This window comes from Rhodopseudomonas palustris BisB18 (genome assembly GCF_000013745.1).
GTDB lineage: Bacteria > Pseudomonadota > Alphaproteobacteria > Rhizobiales > Xanthobacteraceae > Rhodopseudomonas_A > Rhodopseudomonas_A palustris_F.
In genome coordinates this window covers 1392290-1408521 of the sequence record NC_007925.1, presented here as the reverse complement: position 1 = coordinate 1408521, position 16232 = coordinate 1392290, and the positions used below count along the sequence as shown (strand labels likewise).

Annotated in this window: 17 protein-coding genes; 11 read left to right on the top strand and 6 right to left on the bottom strand. The window is 67.1% G+C overall.

Translation table 11 applies throughout. The annotated features are described in order from the left end of the window. Nucleotides 1-25: 25 nt before the first annotated feature. The 4 genes from RPC_RS06495 to RPC_RS06480 all read right to left on the bottom strand — a co-directional run bounded on the left by RPC_RS06495 (nucleotide 26) and on the right by RPC_RS06480 (nucleotide 4092). Nucleotides 26-1021, bottom strand: a complete 996-nt coding sequence (locus RPC_RS06495; protein ID WP_011471760.1) for a chlorophyllide a reductase iron protein subunit X — start codon at nucleotides 1019-1021, stop codon at nucleotides 26-28. Then, nucleotides 1021-1959, bottom strand: coding sequence for a chlorophyll synthesis pathway protein BchC (gene bchC, locus RPC_RS06490; protein ID WP_011471759.1), 939 nt, complete (start codon nucleotides 1957-1959; stop codon nucleotides 1021-1023). The genes RPC_RS06495 and bchC overlap by 1 nt, the downstream gene beginning before the upstream one ends. 85 nt (nucleotides 1960-2044) lie before the next feature. Continuing rightward, the gene (locus tag RPC_RS06485; RefSeq protein WP_041801469.1) at nucleotides 2045-3166 is read right to left on the bottom strand and encodes a methyltransferase; all 1122 of its coding nucleotides are present in this window, start codon (nucleotides 3164-3166) and stop codon (nucleotides 2045-2047) included. Between the two features lie 59 nt (nucleotides 3167-3225). Beyond that, complete coding sequence (locus tag RPC_RS06480) at nucleotides 3226-4092, bottom strand: polyprenyl synthetase family protein (protein WP_011471757.1); 867 nt, start codon at nucleotides 4090-4092, stop codon at nucleotides 3226-3228. Nucleotides 4093-4195: 103 nt separating this feature from the next. Here RPC_RS06480 and crtD point away from each other — a divergent pair, with 103 nt between their 5' ends. Both crtD and RPC_RS06470 read left to right on the top strand, forming a co-directional pair. Continuing rightward, nucleotides 4196-5746 carry a 1-hydroxycarotenoid 3,4-desaturase CrtD gene (crtD, locus tag RPC_RS06475; RefSeq protein WP_011471756.1) on the top strand — a complete coding sequence of 517 codons (1551 nt, stop codon included), beginning with the start codon at nucleotides 4196-4198 and terminating at the stop codon, nucleotides 5744-5746. Nucleotides 5747-5770: 24 nt separating this feature from the next. Beyond that, nucleotides 5771-6730, top strand: a complete 960-nt coding sequence (locus RPC_RS06470) for a carotenoid 1,2-hydratase (RefSeq protein ID WP_011471755.1) — start codon at nucleotides 5771-5773, stop codon at nucleotides 6728-6730. A gap of 665 nt (nucleotides 6731-7395) precedes the next feature. Here RPC_RS06470 and phnF read toward each other — a convergent pair. Next, nucleotides 7396-8124, bottom strand: a complete 729-nt coding sequence (gene phnF / locus RPC_RS06465) for a phosphonate metabolism transcriptional regulator PhnF (protein ID WP_011471754.1) — start codon at nucleotides 8122-8124, stop codon at nucleotides 7396-7398. A 124-nt stretch (nucleotides 8125-8248) separates the two neighbouring features. On the opposite strand from phnF, the gene phnG reads away from it, so the two are divergent. From phnG to RPC_RS06420, 9 genes are all read left to right on the top strand, one after another. After that, on the top strand, nucleotides 8249-8701 hold the full coding sequence (gene phnG / locus RPC_RS06460; protein WP_041801467.1) for a phosphonate C-P lyase system protein PhnG: 453 nt from the start codon (nucleotides 8249-8251) through the stop codon (nucleotides 8699-8701). A gap of 5 nt (nucleotides 8702-8706) precedes the next feature. Beyond that, nucleotides 8707-9312 (top strand): phosphonate C-P lyase system protein PhnH, encoded by a 606-nt coding sequence (gene phnH / locus RPC_RS06455; protein ID WP_041802524.1) that lies wholly within the window; start codon nucleotides 8707-8709, stop codon nucleotides 9310-9312. A gap of 3 nt (nucleotides 9313-9315) precedes the next feature. Beyond that, nucleotides 9316-10419, top strand: a complete 1104-nt coding sequence (locus RPC_RS06450; protein ID WP_011471751.1) for a carbon-phosphorus lyase complex subunit PhnI — start codon at nucleotides 9316-9318, stop codon at nucleotides 10417-10419. Continuing rightward, nucleotides 10416-11297, top strand: a complete 882-nt coding sequence (locus tag RPC_RS06445; RefSeq protein ID WP_011471750.1) for an alpha-D-ribose 1-methylphosphonate 5-phosphate C-P-lyase PhnJ — start codon at nucleotides 10416-10418, stop codon at nucleotides 11295-11297. Before RPC_RS06450 ends, RPC_RS06445 begins: the two co-directional genes overlap by 4 nt. Next, complete coding sequence (gene phnK, locus RPC_RS06440; protein ID WP_011471749.1) at nucleotides 11290-12078, top strand: phosphonate C-P lyase system protein PhnK; 789 nt, start codon at nucleotides 11290-11292, stop codon at nucleotides 12076-12078. The genes RPC_RS06445 and phnK overlap by 8 nt, the downstream gene beginning before the upstream one ends. A 7-nt stretch (nucleotides 12079-12085) precedes the next feature. Beyond that, on the top strand, nucleotides 12086-12784 hold the full coding sequence (phnL, locus tag RPC_RS06435) for a phosphonate C-P lyase system protein PhnL (protein ID WP_011471748.1): 699 nt from the start codon (nucleotides 12086-12088) through the stop codon (nucleotides 12782-12784). Between the two features lie 12 nt (nucleotides 12785-12796). After that, on the top strand, nucleotides 12797-13951 hold the full coding sequence (locus RPC_RS06430; RefSeq protein WP_011471747.1) for an alpha-D-ribose 1-methylphosphonate 5-triphosphate diphosphatase: 1155 nt from the start codon (nucleotides 12797-12799) through the stop codon (nucleotides 13949-13951). Next, complete coding sequence (phnN, locus tag RPC_RS06425) at nucleotides 13948-14526, top strand: phosphonate metabolism protein/1,5-bisphosphokinase (PRPP-forming) PhnN (protein WP_011471746.1); 579 nt, start codon at nucleotides 13948-13950, stop codon at nucleotides 14524-14526. The genes RPC_RS06430 and phnN overlap by 4 nt, the downstream gene beginning before the upstream one ends. A gap of 258 nt (nucleotides 14527-14784) precedes the next feature. Then, the gene (locus RPC_RS06420; protein ID WP_011471745.1) at nucleotides 14785-15828 is read left to right on the top strand and encodes a transporter; all 1044 of its coding nucleotides are present in this window, start codon (nucleotides 14785-14787) and stop codon (nucleotides 15826-15828) included. A 7-nt stretch (nucleotides 15829-15835) separates the two neighbouring features. On the opposite strand, the gene RPC_RS06415 is transcribed toward RPC_RS06420, so the two are convergent. Beyond that, complete coding sequence (locus RPC_RS06415) at nucleotides 15836-16060, bottom strand: hypothetical protein (protein WP_011471744.1); 225 nt, start codon at nucleotides 16058-16060, stop codon at nucleotides 15836-15838. Between the last annotated feature and the right edge of the window lie 172 nt (nucleotides 16061-16232).

The window sequence follows — 16232 nt, the reverse complement described above, 5'->3', positions numbered from 1 at the left end:
GTCGAACTCCGCATCATGTTGCTAGTCACGCTGCGTCGTAAACGACTTCGAGGGACGGCTTGTCGAGCACGGCGACGCCGCACATGTCTTCCATGGTGGCGGGTTCGAGCACCACGTCGCGCCCAGTGACGTCGCTGGTGAACAGGCCGAGCAGACCGTCCTGACTGAGCGGCGTCGGACGTACCGGCGGCGCCAGGCCGACATTCTTGGCAAGCTCTTCGAACAAGGGCCCCCATTCGCCGCCCGGCAAGCCGATGATTTCGTAGTTCGCGCTCTTCTTGCGGATGCCGTCGTCGGCCGGAATCGCCGCCAGCACCGGAATGCCGGCAGCCTTGGCGAACGCCTGGGCTTCGCCGGTGTTGTCATCCTTGTTGATGACCATGCCGGCGACGCCGACATTGCCGCCGAGCTTGCGGAAATATTCCACCGCCGAGCAGACATTGTTGGCGACGTAGAGCGACTGCAGATCGTTGGAGCCGACCACGATCACCTTCTGGCACATGTCGCGGGCGATCGGCAGGCCGAAGCCGCCGCACACCACGTCGCCCAGGAAGTCGAGCAACACGTAGTCGAAGCCCCATTCATGGAAGCCGAGCTTTTCCAGCAATTCAAAGCCGTGAATAATGCCGCGGCCGCCGCAGCCGCGCCCGACTTCCGGGCCGCCGAGTTCCATGGCGTAAACGCCGTCGCGTTTGAAGCAGACGTCGCCGATCTTGACCTCTTCACCGGCGAGCTTCTTCTTCGACGAGGTTTCGATGATGGTCGGGCACGCTTTGCCGCCGAACAGCAGCGAGGTGGTGTCGCTCTTCGGATCGCAGCCGATCAGCAGCACCTTTTTGCCCTGCTGCGCCATCATGTAGGACAAGTTTGCGAGGGTGAAGCTCTTGCCGATGCCGCCCTTGCCGTAGATCGCGATGATCTGGGTTTCCTTGGTCACAGGAGTCGTCACCGGAGCCTCCGGCTCGACCGCCGCTTCAGCCCGGAGCGCGTCTTTCATGGTGGCCTGGGGGACGACGTTCATCAGCTCAATCTCCAGTTCAAAACCATCTTCAGACATGCAGCATCTTCAAAAGCGATCCGGTAGGCATCCGGCGCGGCTTTCGCGTCATGGTGATGCGTAATCAATCCATCGAGCGAAAGCCGCCCTGTTTCGATCAAGTCCTTGGTCGCCGCGATATCCGGCGGCTGCCATTCGGCGGCGACCCGGATCCGGGCCTCGCGCATGAATGCCGGCGGAAACGCGAACGACAAAGGATCGCTATAAAAACCAGCCAGCACGATTTCTCCGCCCGCCGCGATGCGCGAAATCAAAGAGTCCAACAATGTCGGATCGCCGCTGACGTCGTAGATGCTTTGGTAGTCCCGCCGGGCGTCGTCCGCGGGATCGATGACGCTATATCCGTCGGCGCCGCCAGCGCGGACTGGGTTCTTTTCCCACACCACCGGCGGCGGATTGCCGAGCGCAACGGCGATCCGCGCCAACAAGCGGCCAAGTACGCCGTGGCCGACAATGCATTCGGGCGGGCGTCCGCCGCGCGCCGCGATGGCGTGATAGGCCGTCGCCGCCAGCGCCAGCAGAATTCCGCGCTCACCCAGGCTCTGATCGAGCGCGATGACGCGCTTCGCTGGGACAACAAGCCGGGACGCCGAGGCGCCGAACAGGCCGCGAACTTCGCCGAAGCACTTTGCGCCGGGCACGAACACCATTTGGCCGGGACGCAAGTCGGTCGCCGAACCAGCTTCCACCACCTCGCCGACCGACTCGTAGCCGGGGACCAGCGGGTAGCCCATTCCGGGAAACGACGGCATGCGGCCCGACCAGAGCAGACGCTCCGTACCGGTACTGACCCCGCTCCAGGCCACATCGACGACGACATCGTCGACAGTCGGAGCCGTTAAAGCCAGCCGATTGACTTCAACATGTTTCGGCTGCTTCAGCACTACCGCGATGGTTTCCATCGCTTACTCCGATTCCATAGGAGCATAGCTTGCCCCCTACCCTGAACTGTCATGCTAACGTGACGGGAGATAGTGTCAAGTCAGATTAACACATTTTCGGAGTACAGCGGCCCGTAATGACGCTTGTGACCAGCGGCATAGCCCCCGGCAGTAACTTGATACCCTCGAAGCCGGCGGCACTAAGCATCTGGTGGAATTGCACAAATGTGCGAGGTTTTCCGCTGCCCATGGCGAGCAAATAGAACGCGAAATAGGCGTCGCCGATCGCTTCGGTGCCGCGCACACCGGTAATCGGTTCCGCCACCACCAGCGTACCGTCGTCCGGAAGCGCGGCGCGGGCCGCCCGCAACAACGTCATCGCCGCGTCGTCGTCGTGATCGTGGATCACCCGGACCAGCGAGATCACGTCGGCGCCTTGCGGCAATGGGTCGGTCAAGAAGCTGCCGCCGATCGCGGTGGCGCGCGACAGCCCGGAGGCGCTGAACCGCGCGGTGGCCTTGGCGGCGACCGCGGGCAGATCGAACAGCAGGCAGTGCAGCTGCGGCGCCTGGGCGGCGACCGCGGCGATGAAGGCGCCATCGCCACCGCCGACGTCGAGCAAGCAGCGATGGGTGCGGAAGGAATAGTTGTGCAGCACCTGCTGGGTGATCATCGGCTGCGACGCCGCCATCAGCGCGGTGTAAGGCGCCACCGCATCGCTGGATAATTCCGCGGTCGCGCCGCCTTTGGCGTAGGGCCAATAGCCGGCGAGTTGGCCGGCGCCGCTCTGGCCGCGCAGCAGCGCCACCGGATCCTGCAGGTCGCCATACAGCATGGCGTGATGCTCGATCATCGCGCTGACGCTGGGATTGCCGTAGAGCTCGGCGCCGAGCTTGCCGAGGCCGTAGCGATCCTGGCTGCGGCGCTGCACCAGGCCAAGCGCGATCGCGGCGTCGAGCAATAGCTGCATCGAGGCGAGCGGCAGCGCCAGTCGCGACGCCAATTCGGCGGCGCCGATCGGACCGGCGGCGAGCTGATCGAGCAGCCGCAGCCGCACGCAGGCCAACAGGATCTGCGAATAGACGAAGCCGGCGCACAGATCGAACAGCGCCCCGGCGCGCTTGCGCGCGATCGGACGGGTCAGCGGAAACACCGCAGCAAATCGTTGAAACCCCGGATTCGACAGCACCGAATCGCGGAATCCCAGCAGCCGGTCACGCAAGCTCATACGAATCCAGAAGGAAGGCGCCACCGGCCAGCCGATCAGCCAGCCGTGGCGATTTGGTGTTAGGCCGCGGACTGCGCGAGCTTGGCCGGGACCAGACGCTTGGCTTCCGACATGATCAGCGAGCGCAGCTCGTTGCCGTTCTCGCACGGCGGCATCGCTTCGATCGCGCCCCGCACCAAACCCTGCAGCCGGAAGATCGCGCCGTCAATGCCGAGCTCGGTCACCGCGCTCGGACGACCGTTGGCGACGTCCTGGCCGACCGGCTTGCCGATCTCGTCCTCATCGGCGGCGGCGTCGCGCAGATCGTCGGCGACCTGATAGGCCTCGCCGATCTTCTCGCCGACCAGCCGCCACGGCTCCGGATCGGCACCGGCCGACGCCGCACCGGCGGCGGTCGCGGCGACGAACAACGCGCCGGTCTTGGAGCGATGATAGTGCGCGAGGTTGATTTCGGATTCGCATTCCCAGGCCTGGCCGGCGACGATGCCGAACGGCACGCCGACCGCCTGCCCGATCGTCATGGTCAACGCGGCGAGCCGCTCCGGCGCGCAGGTGACGCGGGCGATGGTTTGGAACGCCAGCACGATCAGCGCGTCACCGGTCAACACCGCGAGCGGTTCGCCGAACGCCTTGTGCACCGAGGGCCGACCGCGCCTTGTGGCGGCGCCGTCGAAGCAGGGCAGATCGTCATGCACCAGCGAAGCGCAATGCATCAATTCAAGCGCCGCGCCGGCGGCCTCGGTGGCGGCCGGATTGTCCTCGCCGCAGGCCGCTGCGACGCTGTGGCAAAGTCGTGGCCGAACCCGGGCGCCGCGCGGGAACACGGCATAGCGCATTGCCTCGGCGAGCCGGGGCGGGCACCCTGTCACCGCAGCCAGACCGATCGCGTCGGTCAGCGCCCGTTCGATCCGGTTGGTGACGTCCATGGCAGGCTCCCGTGTGAGCAGCGAAGTGTCAATTTGACTTGTCAGGACCGAGTGTAAATATTCATAGACACTTGTCAATGAGATCGGGGAGACTCAAGACCAAATGCTCAGTCCGCGCCTTGCGAAGGATCAAGTGGTCATTGTCGGTGCCGGCATCGCCGGGCTCACCGCGGCGTTCGCGCTGGCCGCCCGCGGCCTCGCGGTGACGGTGCTCGAGCAGGGAACGGCGCCGGGCGGCAAGATGCGGCAGATCGGCATCGGCGGCTCGCGGATCGATTCCGGGCCGACCGTCTTCACCATGCGCTGGGTGTTCGAGGAATTGTTCGCAGCGGCCGGCAAGACTTTTTCCGACCACGTCCGGTTGCGGCCGCTGGATGTGCTGGCCCGCCACGCCTGGGACGAGCACGCGCATCTCGATCTGTTCGCCGACGAGGCGCGCTCGGCCGAGGCGATCGGGGATTTTGCCGGCGCCGCCGAGGCCAAGCGGTTTCAAGCGTTCTGCGCCGACAGCCGGCGGATCTACAAGATTCTCGAGCAGCCGTTCCTGCGCGCCGAAAAGCCCAGCCTCGCCGGGCTGATCGCCGCCGACGGGTTTCGCGGGCTGATCGATCTGCCGAAGATCCGCCCGTTCACCACGATGTGGACTGCGCTCGGCGACTATTTCCACGACTCCCGGCTGCGCCAGATGTTCGGGCGCTACGCCACCTATTGCGGCTCCTCGCCCTATCTGGCGCCGGCCACCCTGATGCTGGTCGCCCATGTCGAGCGCGAAGGCGTCTGGGTGCTGGAGGGCGGCATGCATTCGCTGGCGGTGGCGCTGGCGGATTGCGCCGCCGAGTTCGGCGCCGAGATCCGCTACGAGCAGACCGTGCGGGAAATCCTGACCGCGAATGGCCGCGCCTGCGGCGTGGCGCTGGCCGACGGCGAGCAGATCGAAGCCGACAACGTCATCGTCAGCGCCGATGTGGCAGCGCTTGGCGGCGGGCTGTTCGGTAAGGCCGCGGCCCGCGCCGCGGCGCCGATCGTGCCCTCCAAACGCTCGCTGTCGGCGATCACCTGGAGCCTGGTGGCGAAGACCGAGGGCTTTCCGCTGAGCCGGCATTCGGTGTTCTTTTCCCGCGACTACGCGGCCGAGTTCGAGGACATCTTCGGCCGCGGCGCGGTGCCGAGCGAACCCACGGTCTATGTCTGCGCGCAGGACCGCACCGACGACCAGGCGATGCTGCGCGAAGATGGCGCCGACGAATTGCTGGTGCTGATCAACGCGCCGGCGATCGGCGACCGCTACGCCTTCGGCAAGGCGCAGGTCGAGCGCTATGCGGAGCGCGCGTTCGCCCGGCTTGAGCGTTGCGGTCTACGGATCGCGCGCAATGAGGAGGCCACGCAAGTGACGACGCCTGCGGATTTCAACCGGCTGTTTCCGGCCACCGGCGGCGCGCTGTATGGCCGCGCCTCGCACGGCTGGACCGCCTCGTTCCAGCGCCCCGGCGCCCGCACCAAGATCGACGGGCTGTATCTGGCCGGCGGCAGCACCCATCCTGGACCCGGCGTGCCGATGGCGGCGTTGTCCGGGCGTTCCGCCGCCGCGAGCCTGTTCGCGGACCTGCAACGCGCCCCCGGCACCAAGCCGGTGCTACGCCCGATCACGCCCTGATTCGAACCCTACGGATTCCGAGAAATGCTGCACTGGCCCGACCGACCCACCGCGGAGACCACGTCTGCCGGCTTCAACCTGCCGGTGCCGGACGACGGCTACGCCTGGTGGTACATCGACGCGCTCAGCGACGACGGCCAAGAGGGCCTCACCATCATCGCCTTCGTAGGCTCGGTGTTCTCGCCGTATTATCGCTTCGCGCGGCGCCGCGGCCCGACCGATCCGCTCAATCATTGCGCGCTCAACGTGGCACTCTATCGCAACACCGGCAATCGCTGGACCATGACCGAGCGCGGCCGTCGCACGGTGGCGCGCAGCGCGCCGTCGCTGGTGATCGGCCCGAGTGATCTTTCGTGGGACGGCAACGCGCTGACCATCAATATCAACGAGGTGACGGCGCCGATCCCGGGCCGGATCCGCGGCCGGGTCCGGGTCATTCCGCGCGCGGTGACCCAGCAGGCGTTCACGTTGAATGCCGAGGGCAATCATCGCTGGTGGCCGATCGCCCCCAGCGCCCGGGTCGAAGTCGAGATGGCGGCGCCGGATCTCGCCTGGCAGGGCGAAGGCTATTTCGACATGAACGCCGGCGATGTGCCGCTGGAACAAGGCTTCACGGTGTGGGAGTGGTCGCGCGCGGCGCTGCGCGACGGCACCGCCATTTTGTACGAGGCCGCGCGGCGCGACGGCACCCGGTTCGACCTCGCGATCAAATTCGACGGCAATGGCGAGATGGAACATTTCGAGGCGCCGGCGCTGGAAAGACTGCAACGCACGCCGTGGCGGGTCGACCGCAGCGCGCGCAGCGAGGCCGGCGCCCGCGTCGTCAAGACGCTGGAGGACTCGCCATTCTACGCCCGCTCGATGATCGCCACCACGCTGTTCGGCGAGCACGCCACCCTGATGCATGAAAGCCTGTCACTCGACCGCTTCAAGATGCCGGTGGTGCAGGCGATGCTGCCGTTCCGGATGCCGCGAAGGGGGTAGCGGAGTTAATACTTAGTGGCCTTCCGCGAGCAAGGCCGTAACCTCTCTTCGCTTGCGGGGCGAGAGGGCGTCGCCGCACCGCTGCGATGAATTTCGACACAAGCCAGGTTTCGGTCGTGCTTTCACGCGCGGCCGTATTGCTGAAGCGATGCACCGTGTCCCGGGCAAGGCGCGGCGCCCTCGGCGCTGCGCCGCCGACCCGGGACCGTACCAACGGCAGCATCCGTAACGGCCCCGGCTCGCAGCGCACCTCGCCGCAAAGAGCGGCGTGGTGTGCTGCGTCCGGGGCACGGTTGGTAGAGATCAGCGAAGACAGAACAGCACCGTGTCCCGGGCAAGGCGCGGCGCCATCGGCGCTGCGCCGCCGACCCGAGACCGTACCAACGGCAGCATCCGTAACGGCCCCGGCTCTGCGGCGCACCACGCCGCAAGCGCGGCGCGCTACGCTGCGTCCGGGGCACGGTTGTTAGAGATCAGCGAAGACAGAACAACACCGTGTCCCGGGCAAGGCGCAGCGCCATCGGCGCTGCGCCGCCGACCCGGGACCGTACCAAAGGCAGCATCCGTAACGGCCCCGGCTCTGCGGCGCACCACGCCGCAAGCGCGGCGCGCTGCACCGCGTCCGGGGCACGTGAGTGATCGGCTATTTTCTAAACGCTGCTCGCCTACTCGTTCTCGATGACGAATTCGACGCGGTCGGCGGCGAAGCGGGAGTGTTTGGTCTGCAGCGGTTCGCCGTCCGGCGCGACGTCGGTGCTGTCGACCACCAGCACCGGGCGGCCGAGTTCGAGATCGAGCCGGCCCGCGTCGCTCGCATCGACGATGCCGGCGGTGACCCGGCTCACACCGCGGCGATAGTCGCGGATGCCGTAATGCGCCAACATCTTGGTCATCGAGCCGGTGCGCTGATAGATCGCGGCGGCGTCGGGAAAGCGCGCCGCCGACAGCCAGGTGGTGCCGACGCAGATCGGCACCCGATCGGCCAAGCGCAACGTCTCCAGCCGCACCAAGGGCGCATTCAGCTTGACGCCGAGCTGCCGCGCCAGATCGCGCGAGGCGATGTCGTCGCTGGAGCCGATCAATTGTCCGCGCGGCTCGCGGCCGCCGGCGCCGACGATCTCGGAGAATCGCGTGCGCGCGTGCAGCGGATAGGAAAGCTTGGAGGCCTGCACATAAGTGCCGCTGCCGCGCGCGGCGCGCACCAGCCCGCGCTCGGCCAATGCCGCCAAGGCGCGGCGCACGGTGTGGCGGTTGACGCGATGCGCCTCCGCAATCTCCACCTCGCCCGGCAATCGCTCGCCGTTGGGATAGGAGCCATCGGCGATGCCGCGCTCGATCGAATCGGCCACCCGCCGCCACAGCGCTACGCCGGAGTCCTGGTCTAACGTCGTCATCGTTGCATCACAGCACAAATCGGCGCGGCCCGCAGCGGCAAATCGCGCGATCGTCATCAAAAGGTCATGGCGCGCAGTTAGAAAGTTGTCTATCGTAACAGACAACTTGGAACCGGCCCCGGACATGACATCACACCCTGCCCCGCACCAGCAGCTGCGCCAGGCCGCCATGGCGGTGCTGGTGCGCGCGTCCGCAATCGAGATCGAAGCCCTGGTCGGCGCGCTGGCGCTGCCGCAGGGCGAGGATCTGCGGCAGCCGGAGAACGGCCTGGTGATGGTGCGCGGCCGGATCGGCGGCGACGGCGCGGCATTCCATCTCGGCGAGGCCACGGTGTCGCGCGCCGCGGTGCGGCTGGACGATGGCGCGGTCGGCTACGGCTACACGCTGGGCCGCGACCGCCACAAGGCGCGGCTGATCGCGCTGTGCGACGCGCTGCTGCAGACCGACCATGCCGACGAAATCGAAACCCAGGTGCTGGCGCCGCTGCGCGCCGGCATCGCCGCCGACAACGCCCGCCGCGCCGAACAGACCGCGGCGACCAAGGTGGATTTCTACACGCTGGTGCGCGGGGAGTGATGAACATGACTACGGTGGCCGAACTGCCCGCGGGCTTTGCCGACAAGGTGACGTCGGCGCAATCCACTTTCCGTTCGGTGATGGACGCGATGGCGCGGCCGGGGCGGATCTGCCGGGTCGCGGCCGCGCTCACGGCGCCTTCGCCGCTGATGCCCGCGGTGGCGGCGATCGCGCTGACGCTGTTCGATCACGACACCCCGATCTGGCTCGACGCAGCGATCGCGGGCCATCGCGATGTCGGCCAATGGCTGAAATTCCACTGCAGCGCCCCGGTGGTCGAGGATGCTTCAGTGGCGAGCTTCGCGCTGATCGCCGATTCGGCACAGATGCTTCCGCTGGAGCGCTTTGCGCTCGGTTCGAATGATTATCCCGACCGCTCCACCACGCTGATCCTGCAGGTCGAGAGCTTCACCAACGGCCCGGCGCTCGAACTCAGCGGTCCCGGCATTCGCGGCACCGCGGAGTTGGCGGCGACGATCTCGCCGGATCTGGTCGCGCAACTCGCGTGCAACCGCGCGCTGTTTCCGCGCGGCGTCGATCTCGTACTGGTCGCGGGCAGCGAGGTGGTGGCGCTGCCGCGCACCACGCGGCTCACCGCAAAGGGAGGCTAGAGCATGTATGTCGCGGTCAAAGGCGGCGAACGCGCCATCGACAACGCGCACCGGCTGCTAGCGCATCAGCGCCGCGGCGAACGCGCGGTGCCGGAAATCTCGCTGGAGCAAATCTCCGAACAGCTCAGCCTCGGCGTCGACCGCGTCATGGTCGAGGGCTCGCTGTATGACCGCGAACTCGCAGCACTTGCGATCAAACAGGCGCGAGGCGATCTGATCGAGGCGATCTTCCTGCTGCGCGCATTCCGCGCCACCCTGCCCCGGTTCGGTGTGACCTTGCCGCTCGACACCGGCGCGATGGCGGTGCGGCGGCGGATCTCCTCGACCTTCAAGGATATTCCCGGCGGCCAGATTTTGGGCCCGACCTTCGACTACACCCACCGGCTGCTCGATCCGCAACTGGCGGAGAGCTCGGAGCCGGAAGCGCCCGCGACCGGAGTGGTGGCGAATGAACCGATGCCGCGGGTCACCGACATTCTCGGCCGCGACGGGCTGATCGAGCCGTCGCCCGCGGCGGACGACGATGCGCCGGTCGGCGACCTCACCCGCGAACCGTTGAGCTTTCCTGCAGAGCGCGATCTGCGCTTGCAGAATCTGGCGCGCGGCGATGAAGGATTCTTGCTGTCGCTGGCCTACTCGTCGCAGCGCGGCTACGGCCGCAACCATCCGTTCGCCGGCGAGATCCGGTTCGGCGAGGTCGAACTGGAGTTCTTCGCCGAAGACGCCGGCTTCAGCGTGCCGCTCGGGCCGATCGCGCTGACCGAATGCCAGATGGTCAATCAGTTCAAGGGCTCGGCCACCGAGGCGCCGTGCTTCACCCGCGGCTATGGGCTGGCGTTCGGGCAGAGCGAGCGCAAGGCGATGGCGATGGCGCTGGTCGACCGCGCGCTGCGCGCCCGCGAGTTGGGCGAAGAAGCCGAGGCGCCGGCGCAGGACGAGGAATTCGTGATGTCGCATTCCGACAATGTGCAGGCCACCGGCTTCGTCGAACATCTCAAGCTGCCGCATTATGTCGACTTCCAGTCCGAGCTCGGGCTGCTTCGCCGGCTGCGGCAGGATTTCGAGGACAGAGCGGCCGACGCGCCGTTGCAGGAGGCCGCGGAATGAACGCGCCGACGTATAATTTCGCCTATCTCGACGAAGGCACCAAGCGGATGATCCGCCGCGCCATCCTGAAGGCGATCGCGATCCCCGGCTATCAGGTGCCGTTCGCCAGCCGCGAAATGCCGATGCCCTATGGCTGGGGCACCGGCGGCGTGCAGGTGACCGCCGCGATCCTCGGCCCGCAGGATGTGTTGAAGGTGATCGACCAGGGCTCGGACGACACCACCAACGCGATCTCGATCCGCAAGTTCTTCGCCAAGACCGCGGGCGTCGCCACCACCACGCGCACCGAAGAAGCCAGCGTGATCCAGACCCGGCACCGGATTCCGGAAGCGCCGCTGCATGCCGGGCAAGTGCTGGTGTATCAAGTGCCGATCCCGGAGCCGCTGCGCTACCTCGAGCCGCGCGAGACCGAGACGCGGCGGATGCACGCGCTCGGCGAATACGGGTTGATGCATGTGAAGCTCTATGAAGACATCGCCAAGTTCGGCCACATCGCCACCGCCTATGCGTATCCGGTGAAAGTGGCGGGGCGCTACGTGATGGACCCGTCGCCGACGCCGAAATTCGACAATCCGAAGATGAATGATTGCGAGGCGCTGCAATTGTTCGGCGCCGGCCGCGAGAAGCGGATCTACGCAATTCCGCCTTATACGCAGGTGGTGTCGCTGGATTTCGAGGATCACCCGTTCACCCGCTATCGCCAGGACGCGCCGTGCGCGCTGTGCGGCGCGGAGGATTCCTATCTCGATGAAATCGTCACCGACGATCAGGGCAGCCGGATGTTCGTCTGCTCCGACACCGATTATTGCGAGACCCGGCAGCGCGACGGTCATGTCGGCAGCGAAAGTGCGCCGAACAAGGAGCACGCCCATGACTGATACTCATAGCGATCAGCCGCTGTTGGTGGCCGAGGGGCTGGCGAAATCCTACGGCCATCTTCAGGCCTGCCGCGACGTCTCGTTCAAGCTCTATCCCGGCGAAGTGCTGGCGATCGTCGGCGAGAGCGGCTCCGGCAAGTCGACGCTGTTGCAGCTGTTGTCGGCGCAGTTGGCGCCGAGCGCCGGCAAAGTGTCGTACCGGATGCGCGACGGCGTGCTGCGCGACCTCAACGCGCTCGGCGAAGCCGAACGGCGGTTTCTGTTCCGCACCGACTGGGGCTATGTGCATCAGGACCCGGCGATGGGACTGCGGATGGCAGTGTCGGCCGGCGCCAATGTCGGCGAGCGGCTGATGGCGATCGGCTGGAACAATTACGGAAAGATCCGCGACGCCGCCTCCACCTGGCTCGCGCGCGTCGAGATCGCGCTGGAGCGCATCGACGATGCGCCGAAGACTTACTCCGGCGGCATGCGGCAGCGGCTGCAGATCGCGCGAAATCTCGTGACCGCGCCGCGACTGGTGTTCATGGACGAGCCGACCGGCGGGCTCGACGTCTCGGTGCAGGCGCGGCTCTTGGACCTGATGCGCGGGCTGGTCGGCGAATTGGGGCTGTCGGCGGTGGTGGTGACGCATGATCTCGCGGTGGCGCGGCTGCTGTCGCATCGGGTGATGGTGATGAAAGACGGCCGCGTGATCGAGACCGGCTTGACCGACCAGGTGCTCGACGATCCGCGCGAGCCCTATACGCAATTGCTCGTCTCTTCGATTCTGCCCGCGTGAGGTCCCGATGCCCGTGATGATCGAAATCTGCAACGCCGCGAAAACCTTCACCATGCATCTGCAGGGCGGGGTGCGGCTGCCGGTGGTGCGCGACGCCACCTTCTCCGTCGCCGCCGGCGAATGCGTGGTGCTGTCGGGGCCGTCCGGCGCCGGCAAATCCTCGATCCTGAAAATGATGTTCGGCAATTATCGCTGCGACTCTGGCTCGATCGACATCCTGCATGATGGCGCGCGGATCGATCTCGCGAAGGCCGAGCCGCGGCAGATCCTGCAGATCCGCCGCTCCACGATCGGCTATGTCAGCCAGTTTTTGCGCGCGGTGCCGCGGGTGTCGGCGCAGGACGTCGTCGCCGAGCCGCTGCTCGCCACCGGCGTGCCGCGCCAAGAGGCGCGCGAGCGCGCCGGCGCGCTGCTCGGCCGGCTGAATATTGCGGAGCGGCTGTGGTCGCTGCCGCCGGCGACGTTCTCCGGCGGCGAACAGCAGCGCGTCAACATCGCCCGCGGCTTCATCTCGGAGTTTCCGATCCTGCTGCTCGATGAGCCGACCGCCTCGCTCGACGCCGCCAACCGCGAGATCGTGGTCGAGCTGATCGACCAGAAAAAGCGCGACGGCGTCGCCATGGTGGCGATCGTCCATGACGACGAGATCCGCGCCCGCATCGCCGATCGATTGATCGACGTCACCACATTCGCCGCCGCGGCGTGAAGGACCATTCGAATGACGACGCCTATGACTGAACTTCTCGGCAATGCCAGGATCGTGCTGGCCGATCGCGTCATCGACCGCGGCTGGGTCGCCATTGATAATGGCCGCATCGCCGAATTCGGCGAAGGCCCCGCCCCGCGCGGCAGCGTCGATTGCGGCGGCGACTTGCTGATGCCCGGCCTGATCGAATTGCATACCGATCATCTGGAGATGCATTATCTGCCGCGGCCCAAGGTGCAGTGGGATCCGGTGGCAGCGGTGGTGTCGTATGACGGGCAACTGGCAACCTGCGGCATCACCACGGTGCTGGATTCGCTGCGGGTGTGGCGCGAGGAAGGCGCCGACGACGTCGACGGCCAGGCCGTCATTCTCGCCGAAGCCATCGCCGCCGCGCGCGACGCCAATCTGTTGCGCGCCGAGCATTATCTGCATCTGCGCTGCGAAATCCCGATGCCGAACGTGGTGCAGGAAGCCAAAGAACTGATCGACCGCCCCGACGTGCGGCTGATGTCGCTGATGGACCACACCCCGGGCCAGCGCCAGTTCCGCGACGAAGGAAAGCTGCGCGATTACTATCGCGGCAAGGGCGCCGGCAAGACCGACGCCGAGCTCGACGTGATGTTCGCGCGACGGCTCTACTGCAAGGAAAACTACGCCGAGGCCAATATGCGCGCGATCGTCGCGTTGGCGCATCAGCATGAGATTCCGCTGGCCAGCCACGACGACACCACCGAGGAGAACGTCGCCGATGCGCTGCGCGACCGGGTTTCGGTGGCGGAATTCCCCACCACGCTGGAAGCCGCGCGCGGCTTGCACGAGGCCGGCATCGGCATTTTGATGGGCGCGCCGAACGTGGTGCGGGGCGGCTCGCATTCCGGCAACATCGCCGCGATCGATCTCGCCCGCGAGGGCCTGTTGGACATTCTGTCGTCGGACTACATTCCGTCGAGCCTGCTGATGGCGGCGCTGCAACTGCCGCAGCGCGTCGCCGCGATCAATCTTGCCGCCGCGGTGCGCACCGTGACCAAGGCGCCGGCCGAAGCCGTCGGGCTCAACGATCGCGGCGAGATCGCGATCGGCAAGCGCGCCGATCTGATCAGGGTCCACGTCGCGCACGAGGTGCCGGCGGTGCGCAGCGTCTGGCGCGAGGGGCATCGGGTGGCGTGAGCGACCTTTTCACCAGCGCCGAACAAGCAGCAGCGCCGATCGGCCCCGGCCATTTCATCGCGGTGGTCGGCCCCAGCGGCGCCGGCAAGGACACGCTGATCGCGCTGGCGCGTGCGGCGTGCAGCCCCGAGGTGCTGTTCCCGCGCCGCGTAGTGACGCGCGCGGCCTCGGCCTATGAGGACAACGACGCGCTGACGCGAGAGGCGTTTGATGGAGCATTGGCGCGCGGCGCCTTCGCGCTCAATTGGGACGCCCACGGGCTGCGCTACGGCCTGCCGGCGTCGATCGATGAGGCGATCCGCGCCGGCCGCAGCGTGGTGATCAACGTGTCGCGCGCGGTGCTGCCGACGATCCGCAAGACTTACGCGCACGTCACCGTGGTGCTGATCACCGCGCCGCCGGAGGTTCTGGCGGCGCGGCTGGCGGCAAGAAAGCGGCCGAGCGACGGCTCGCTCGCCGAGCGGCTGCAGCGCGCGGTGAGCGTCGCCGACGTCGCGGCGGATCTGACCATCGTCAATGTCGGCCCGCCCGAGCAGCACGCGCGTGAGCTGCTGGAGGTGATCAAGCGCGGGTGATCTTGGGCGTCATCAAGCGCGGCTGATCTCGATTGTGGCTCCGAAATGAGAGCGTGCCCCGGACGCGGCGCTTGCAGCGGTCGAGATTTGGCCCGTAACGGTCCCGGCTCACGGCGCCGCGCAAAGGGCGCGGCTCCGCGTCCGGGACACCAGGCCGGATCCTGGGCTGCTGACATACGGCCGTAACACAAATCTCATTGCATCGGCGTTGGCTGAGCCGTTCGCGCGGTTCGCGTCTCCTATGATGGTGCAGTCCCAATGCAGTCCGACGTTCCTGACGCGCAACGACTTCCGATCGATCCCGAGCTGCCGCTGCTGGCGCCGCCGCAGCCGATTCCTGGGCTGGTGTGGGCGTTCCGGATCGACGCCGACGGCCGCCCGCAAGCGCTGCCGGTGGACCGGCCGATCGAGACGGCGCAGGACGGCTTGCTGTGGCTGCATTTCAACCTGACCGATGCGCGGGCGCTGCAATGGCTCGGCTCCGCGGCGCCGGCGCTGCCCGAGGAGGCCCGGGCGCTGCTGCTGTCGAAAGACACCTATCAGCAACTGCACGCCAGCGACGACGGCGCCTATGGGGTGATCGCCGACCTGTTGCGCGAGATCGGCGGCGCCACCGAAGACACCGGCTATCTGCGCTTCGTGATGAGCGAGCATCTGCTGATCAGCGGCCGGCATCGCGCGCTGTGCGCCGCCGACGCCACCCGGCGGGCGCTGGAAAACGGCTGCCGGATCGACAGCGTGGCGGAGCTGTTCGAAACCATCGTCGAGAACGTCGCCGCCACCATGGAGCGGGTGATCGACCGGCTCGCCGAGGCGCTCGACGACATCGAGGAAGAGGTGCTGTCGGAGGAGGAAGCCGATCTGCGCAAAGGCCTCGGCCAGGTGCGGCGGACCTGCGTGCGGCTGCATCGGCAATTGTCCGGCCTGCAGCAGCTGTTCCATCGGCTGGAGGAGAAGGACACCTCCGGGCTGAAGCCGGCGCTGCAGATCGCCGCCGGCAAATTGGCGCAGCGGCTCGACGGCCTCGACCGCACCATCATCGAGATGCGCGACCGCAGCCGGCTGTTGCAGGAAGAGCTGCAGCTGAAGATCGAGGAACAGGGCAACAACAGCCTGCGGGTGCTGTCGGTGTTGACCGCGCTGTTGATGCCGCCGACCCTGGTCACCGGGATCTTCGGCATGAACAGCAGGGGATTGCCGTTTGCCGACAGCGACGCCGGGTTCTGGTGGGCGGCGGCGCTGATCTGCATGGCGTCGCTCGCCGCTTATCTGATCCTGCGGCGGATCGGCATCATCCGGTAGCGACGCGCTACGCCGCGAGATCCCACAGCGACGGCGAGCCGCGCAGCAGCACGCTGCGCCCGGTCGGCGTGATGCGCGCGCCGTCGTCGTCCTCGGCCGCCAGCCCGAGCGCGATCAACTCGGCCAGCGCCCAGCCGTTCATCGCCCGCCGCCGCTGCACTGCCGGCAGCCGCAATGCGCGCAGCGTCTCCCAATGATCCGGGGCGAGGCTGCATCCGATCTCGGTGGTCATGTCGTTCCGCCTTCAGTGCGTGGAGTGCTGCGGGCTTGATACGGGTGGTAGATGAATAGGGTGCGACCGCTTTGCGGCGGGACCTTGAAATCCGCGCCGCGCAATGTGATCGACACCATGGGAACCTGACCTGAAGCTTGCCGGCCCGCAGCGCAACGCGACGGACTGCTCC

Coding starts and splice junctions, on each gene's coding strand:
- RPC_RS06495 (WP_011471760.1), bottom strand. CDS start 1,021: ATGAACGTCGTCCCCCAGGCCACCATGAAAGACGCGCTCCGGGCTGAA.
- bchC (WP_011471759.1), bottom strand. CDS start 1,959: ATGGAAACCATCGCGGTAGTGCTGAAGCAGCCGAAACATGTTGAAGTC.
- RPC_RS06485 (WP_041801469.1), bottom strand. CDS start 3,166: ATGAGCTTGCGTGACCGGCTGCTGGGATTCCGCGATTCGGTGCTGTCG.
- RPC_RS06480 (WP_011471757.1), bottom strand. CDS start 4,092: ATGGACGTCACCAACCGGATCGAACGGGCGCTGACCGACGCGATCGGT.
- crtD (WP_011471756.1), top strand. CDS start 4,196: ATGCTCAGTCCGCGCCTTGCGAAGGATCAAGTGGTCATTGTCGGTGCC.
- RPC_RS06470 (WP_011471755.1), top strand. CDS start 5,771: ATGCTGCACTGGCCCGACCGACCCACCGCGGAGACCACGTCTGCCGGC.
- phnF (WP_011471754.1), bottom strand. CDS start 8,124: ATGACGACGTTAGACCAGGACTCCGGCGTAGCGCTGTGGCGGCGGGTG.
- phnG (WP_041801467.1), top strand. CDS start 8,249: ATGACATCACACCCTGCCCCGCACCAGCAGCTGCGCCAGGCCGCCATG.
- phnH (WP_041802524.1), top strand. CDS start 8,707: ATGACTACGGTGGCCGAACTGCCCGCGGGCTTTGCCGACAAGGTGACG.
- RPC_RS06450 (WP_011471751.1), top strand. CDS start 9,316: ATGTATGTCGCGGTCAAAGGCGGCGAACGCGCCATCGACAACGCGCAC.
- RPC_RS06445 (WP_011471750.1), top strand. CDS start 10,416: ATGAACGCGCCGACGTATAATTTCGCCTATCTCGACGAAGGCACCAAG.
- phnK (WP_011471749.1), top strand. CDS start 11,290: ATGACTGATACTCATAGCGATCAGCCGCTGTTGGTGGCCGAGGGGCTG.
- phnL (WP_011471748.1), top strand. CDS start 12,086: ATGCCCGTGATGATCGAAATCTGCAACGCCGCGAAAACCTTCACCATG.
- RPC_RS06430 (WP_011471747.1), top strand. CDS start 12,797: ATGACGACGCCTATGACTGAACTTCTCGGCAATGCCAGGATCGTGCTG.
- RPC_RS06420 (WP_011471745.1), top strand. CDS start 14,785: ATGCAGTCCGACGTTCCTGACGCGCAACGACTTCCGATCGATCCCGAG.
- RPC_RS06415 (WP_011471744.1), bottom strand. CDS start 16,060: ATGACCACCGAGATCGGATGCAGCCTCGCCCCGGATCATTGGGAGACG.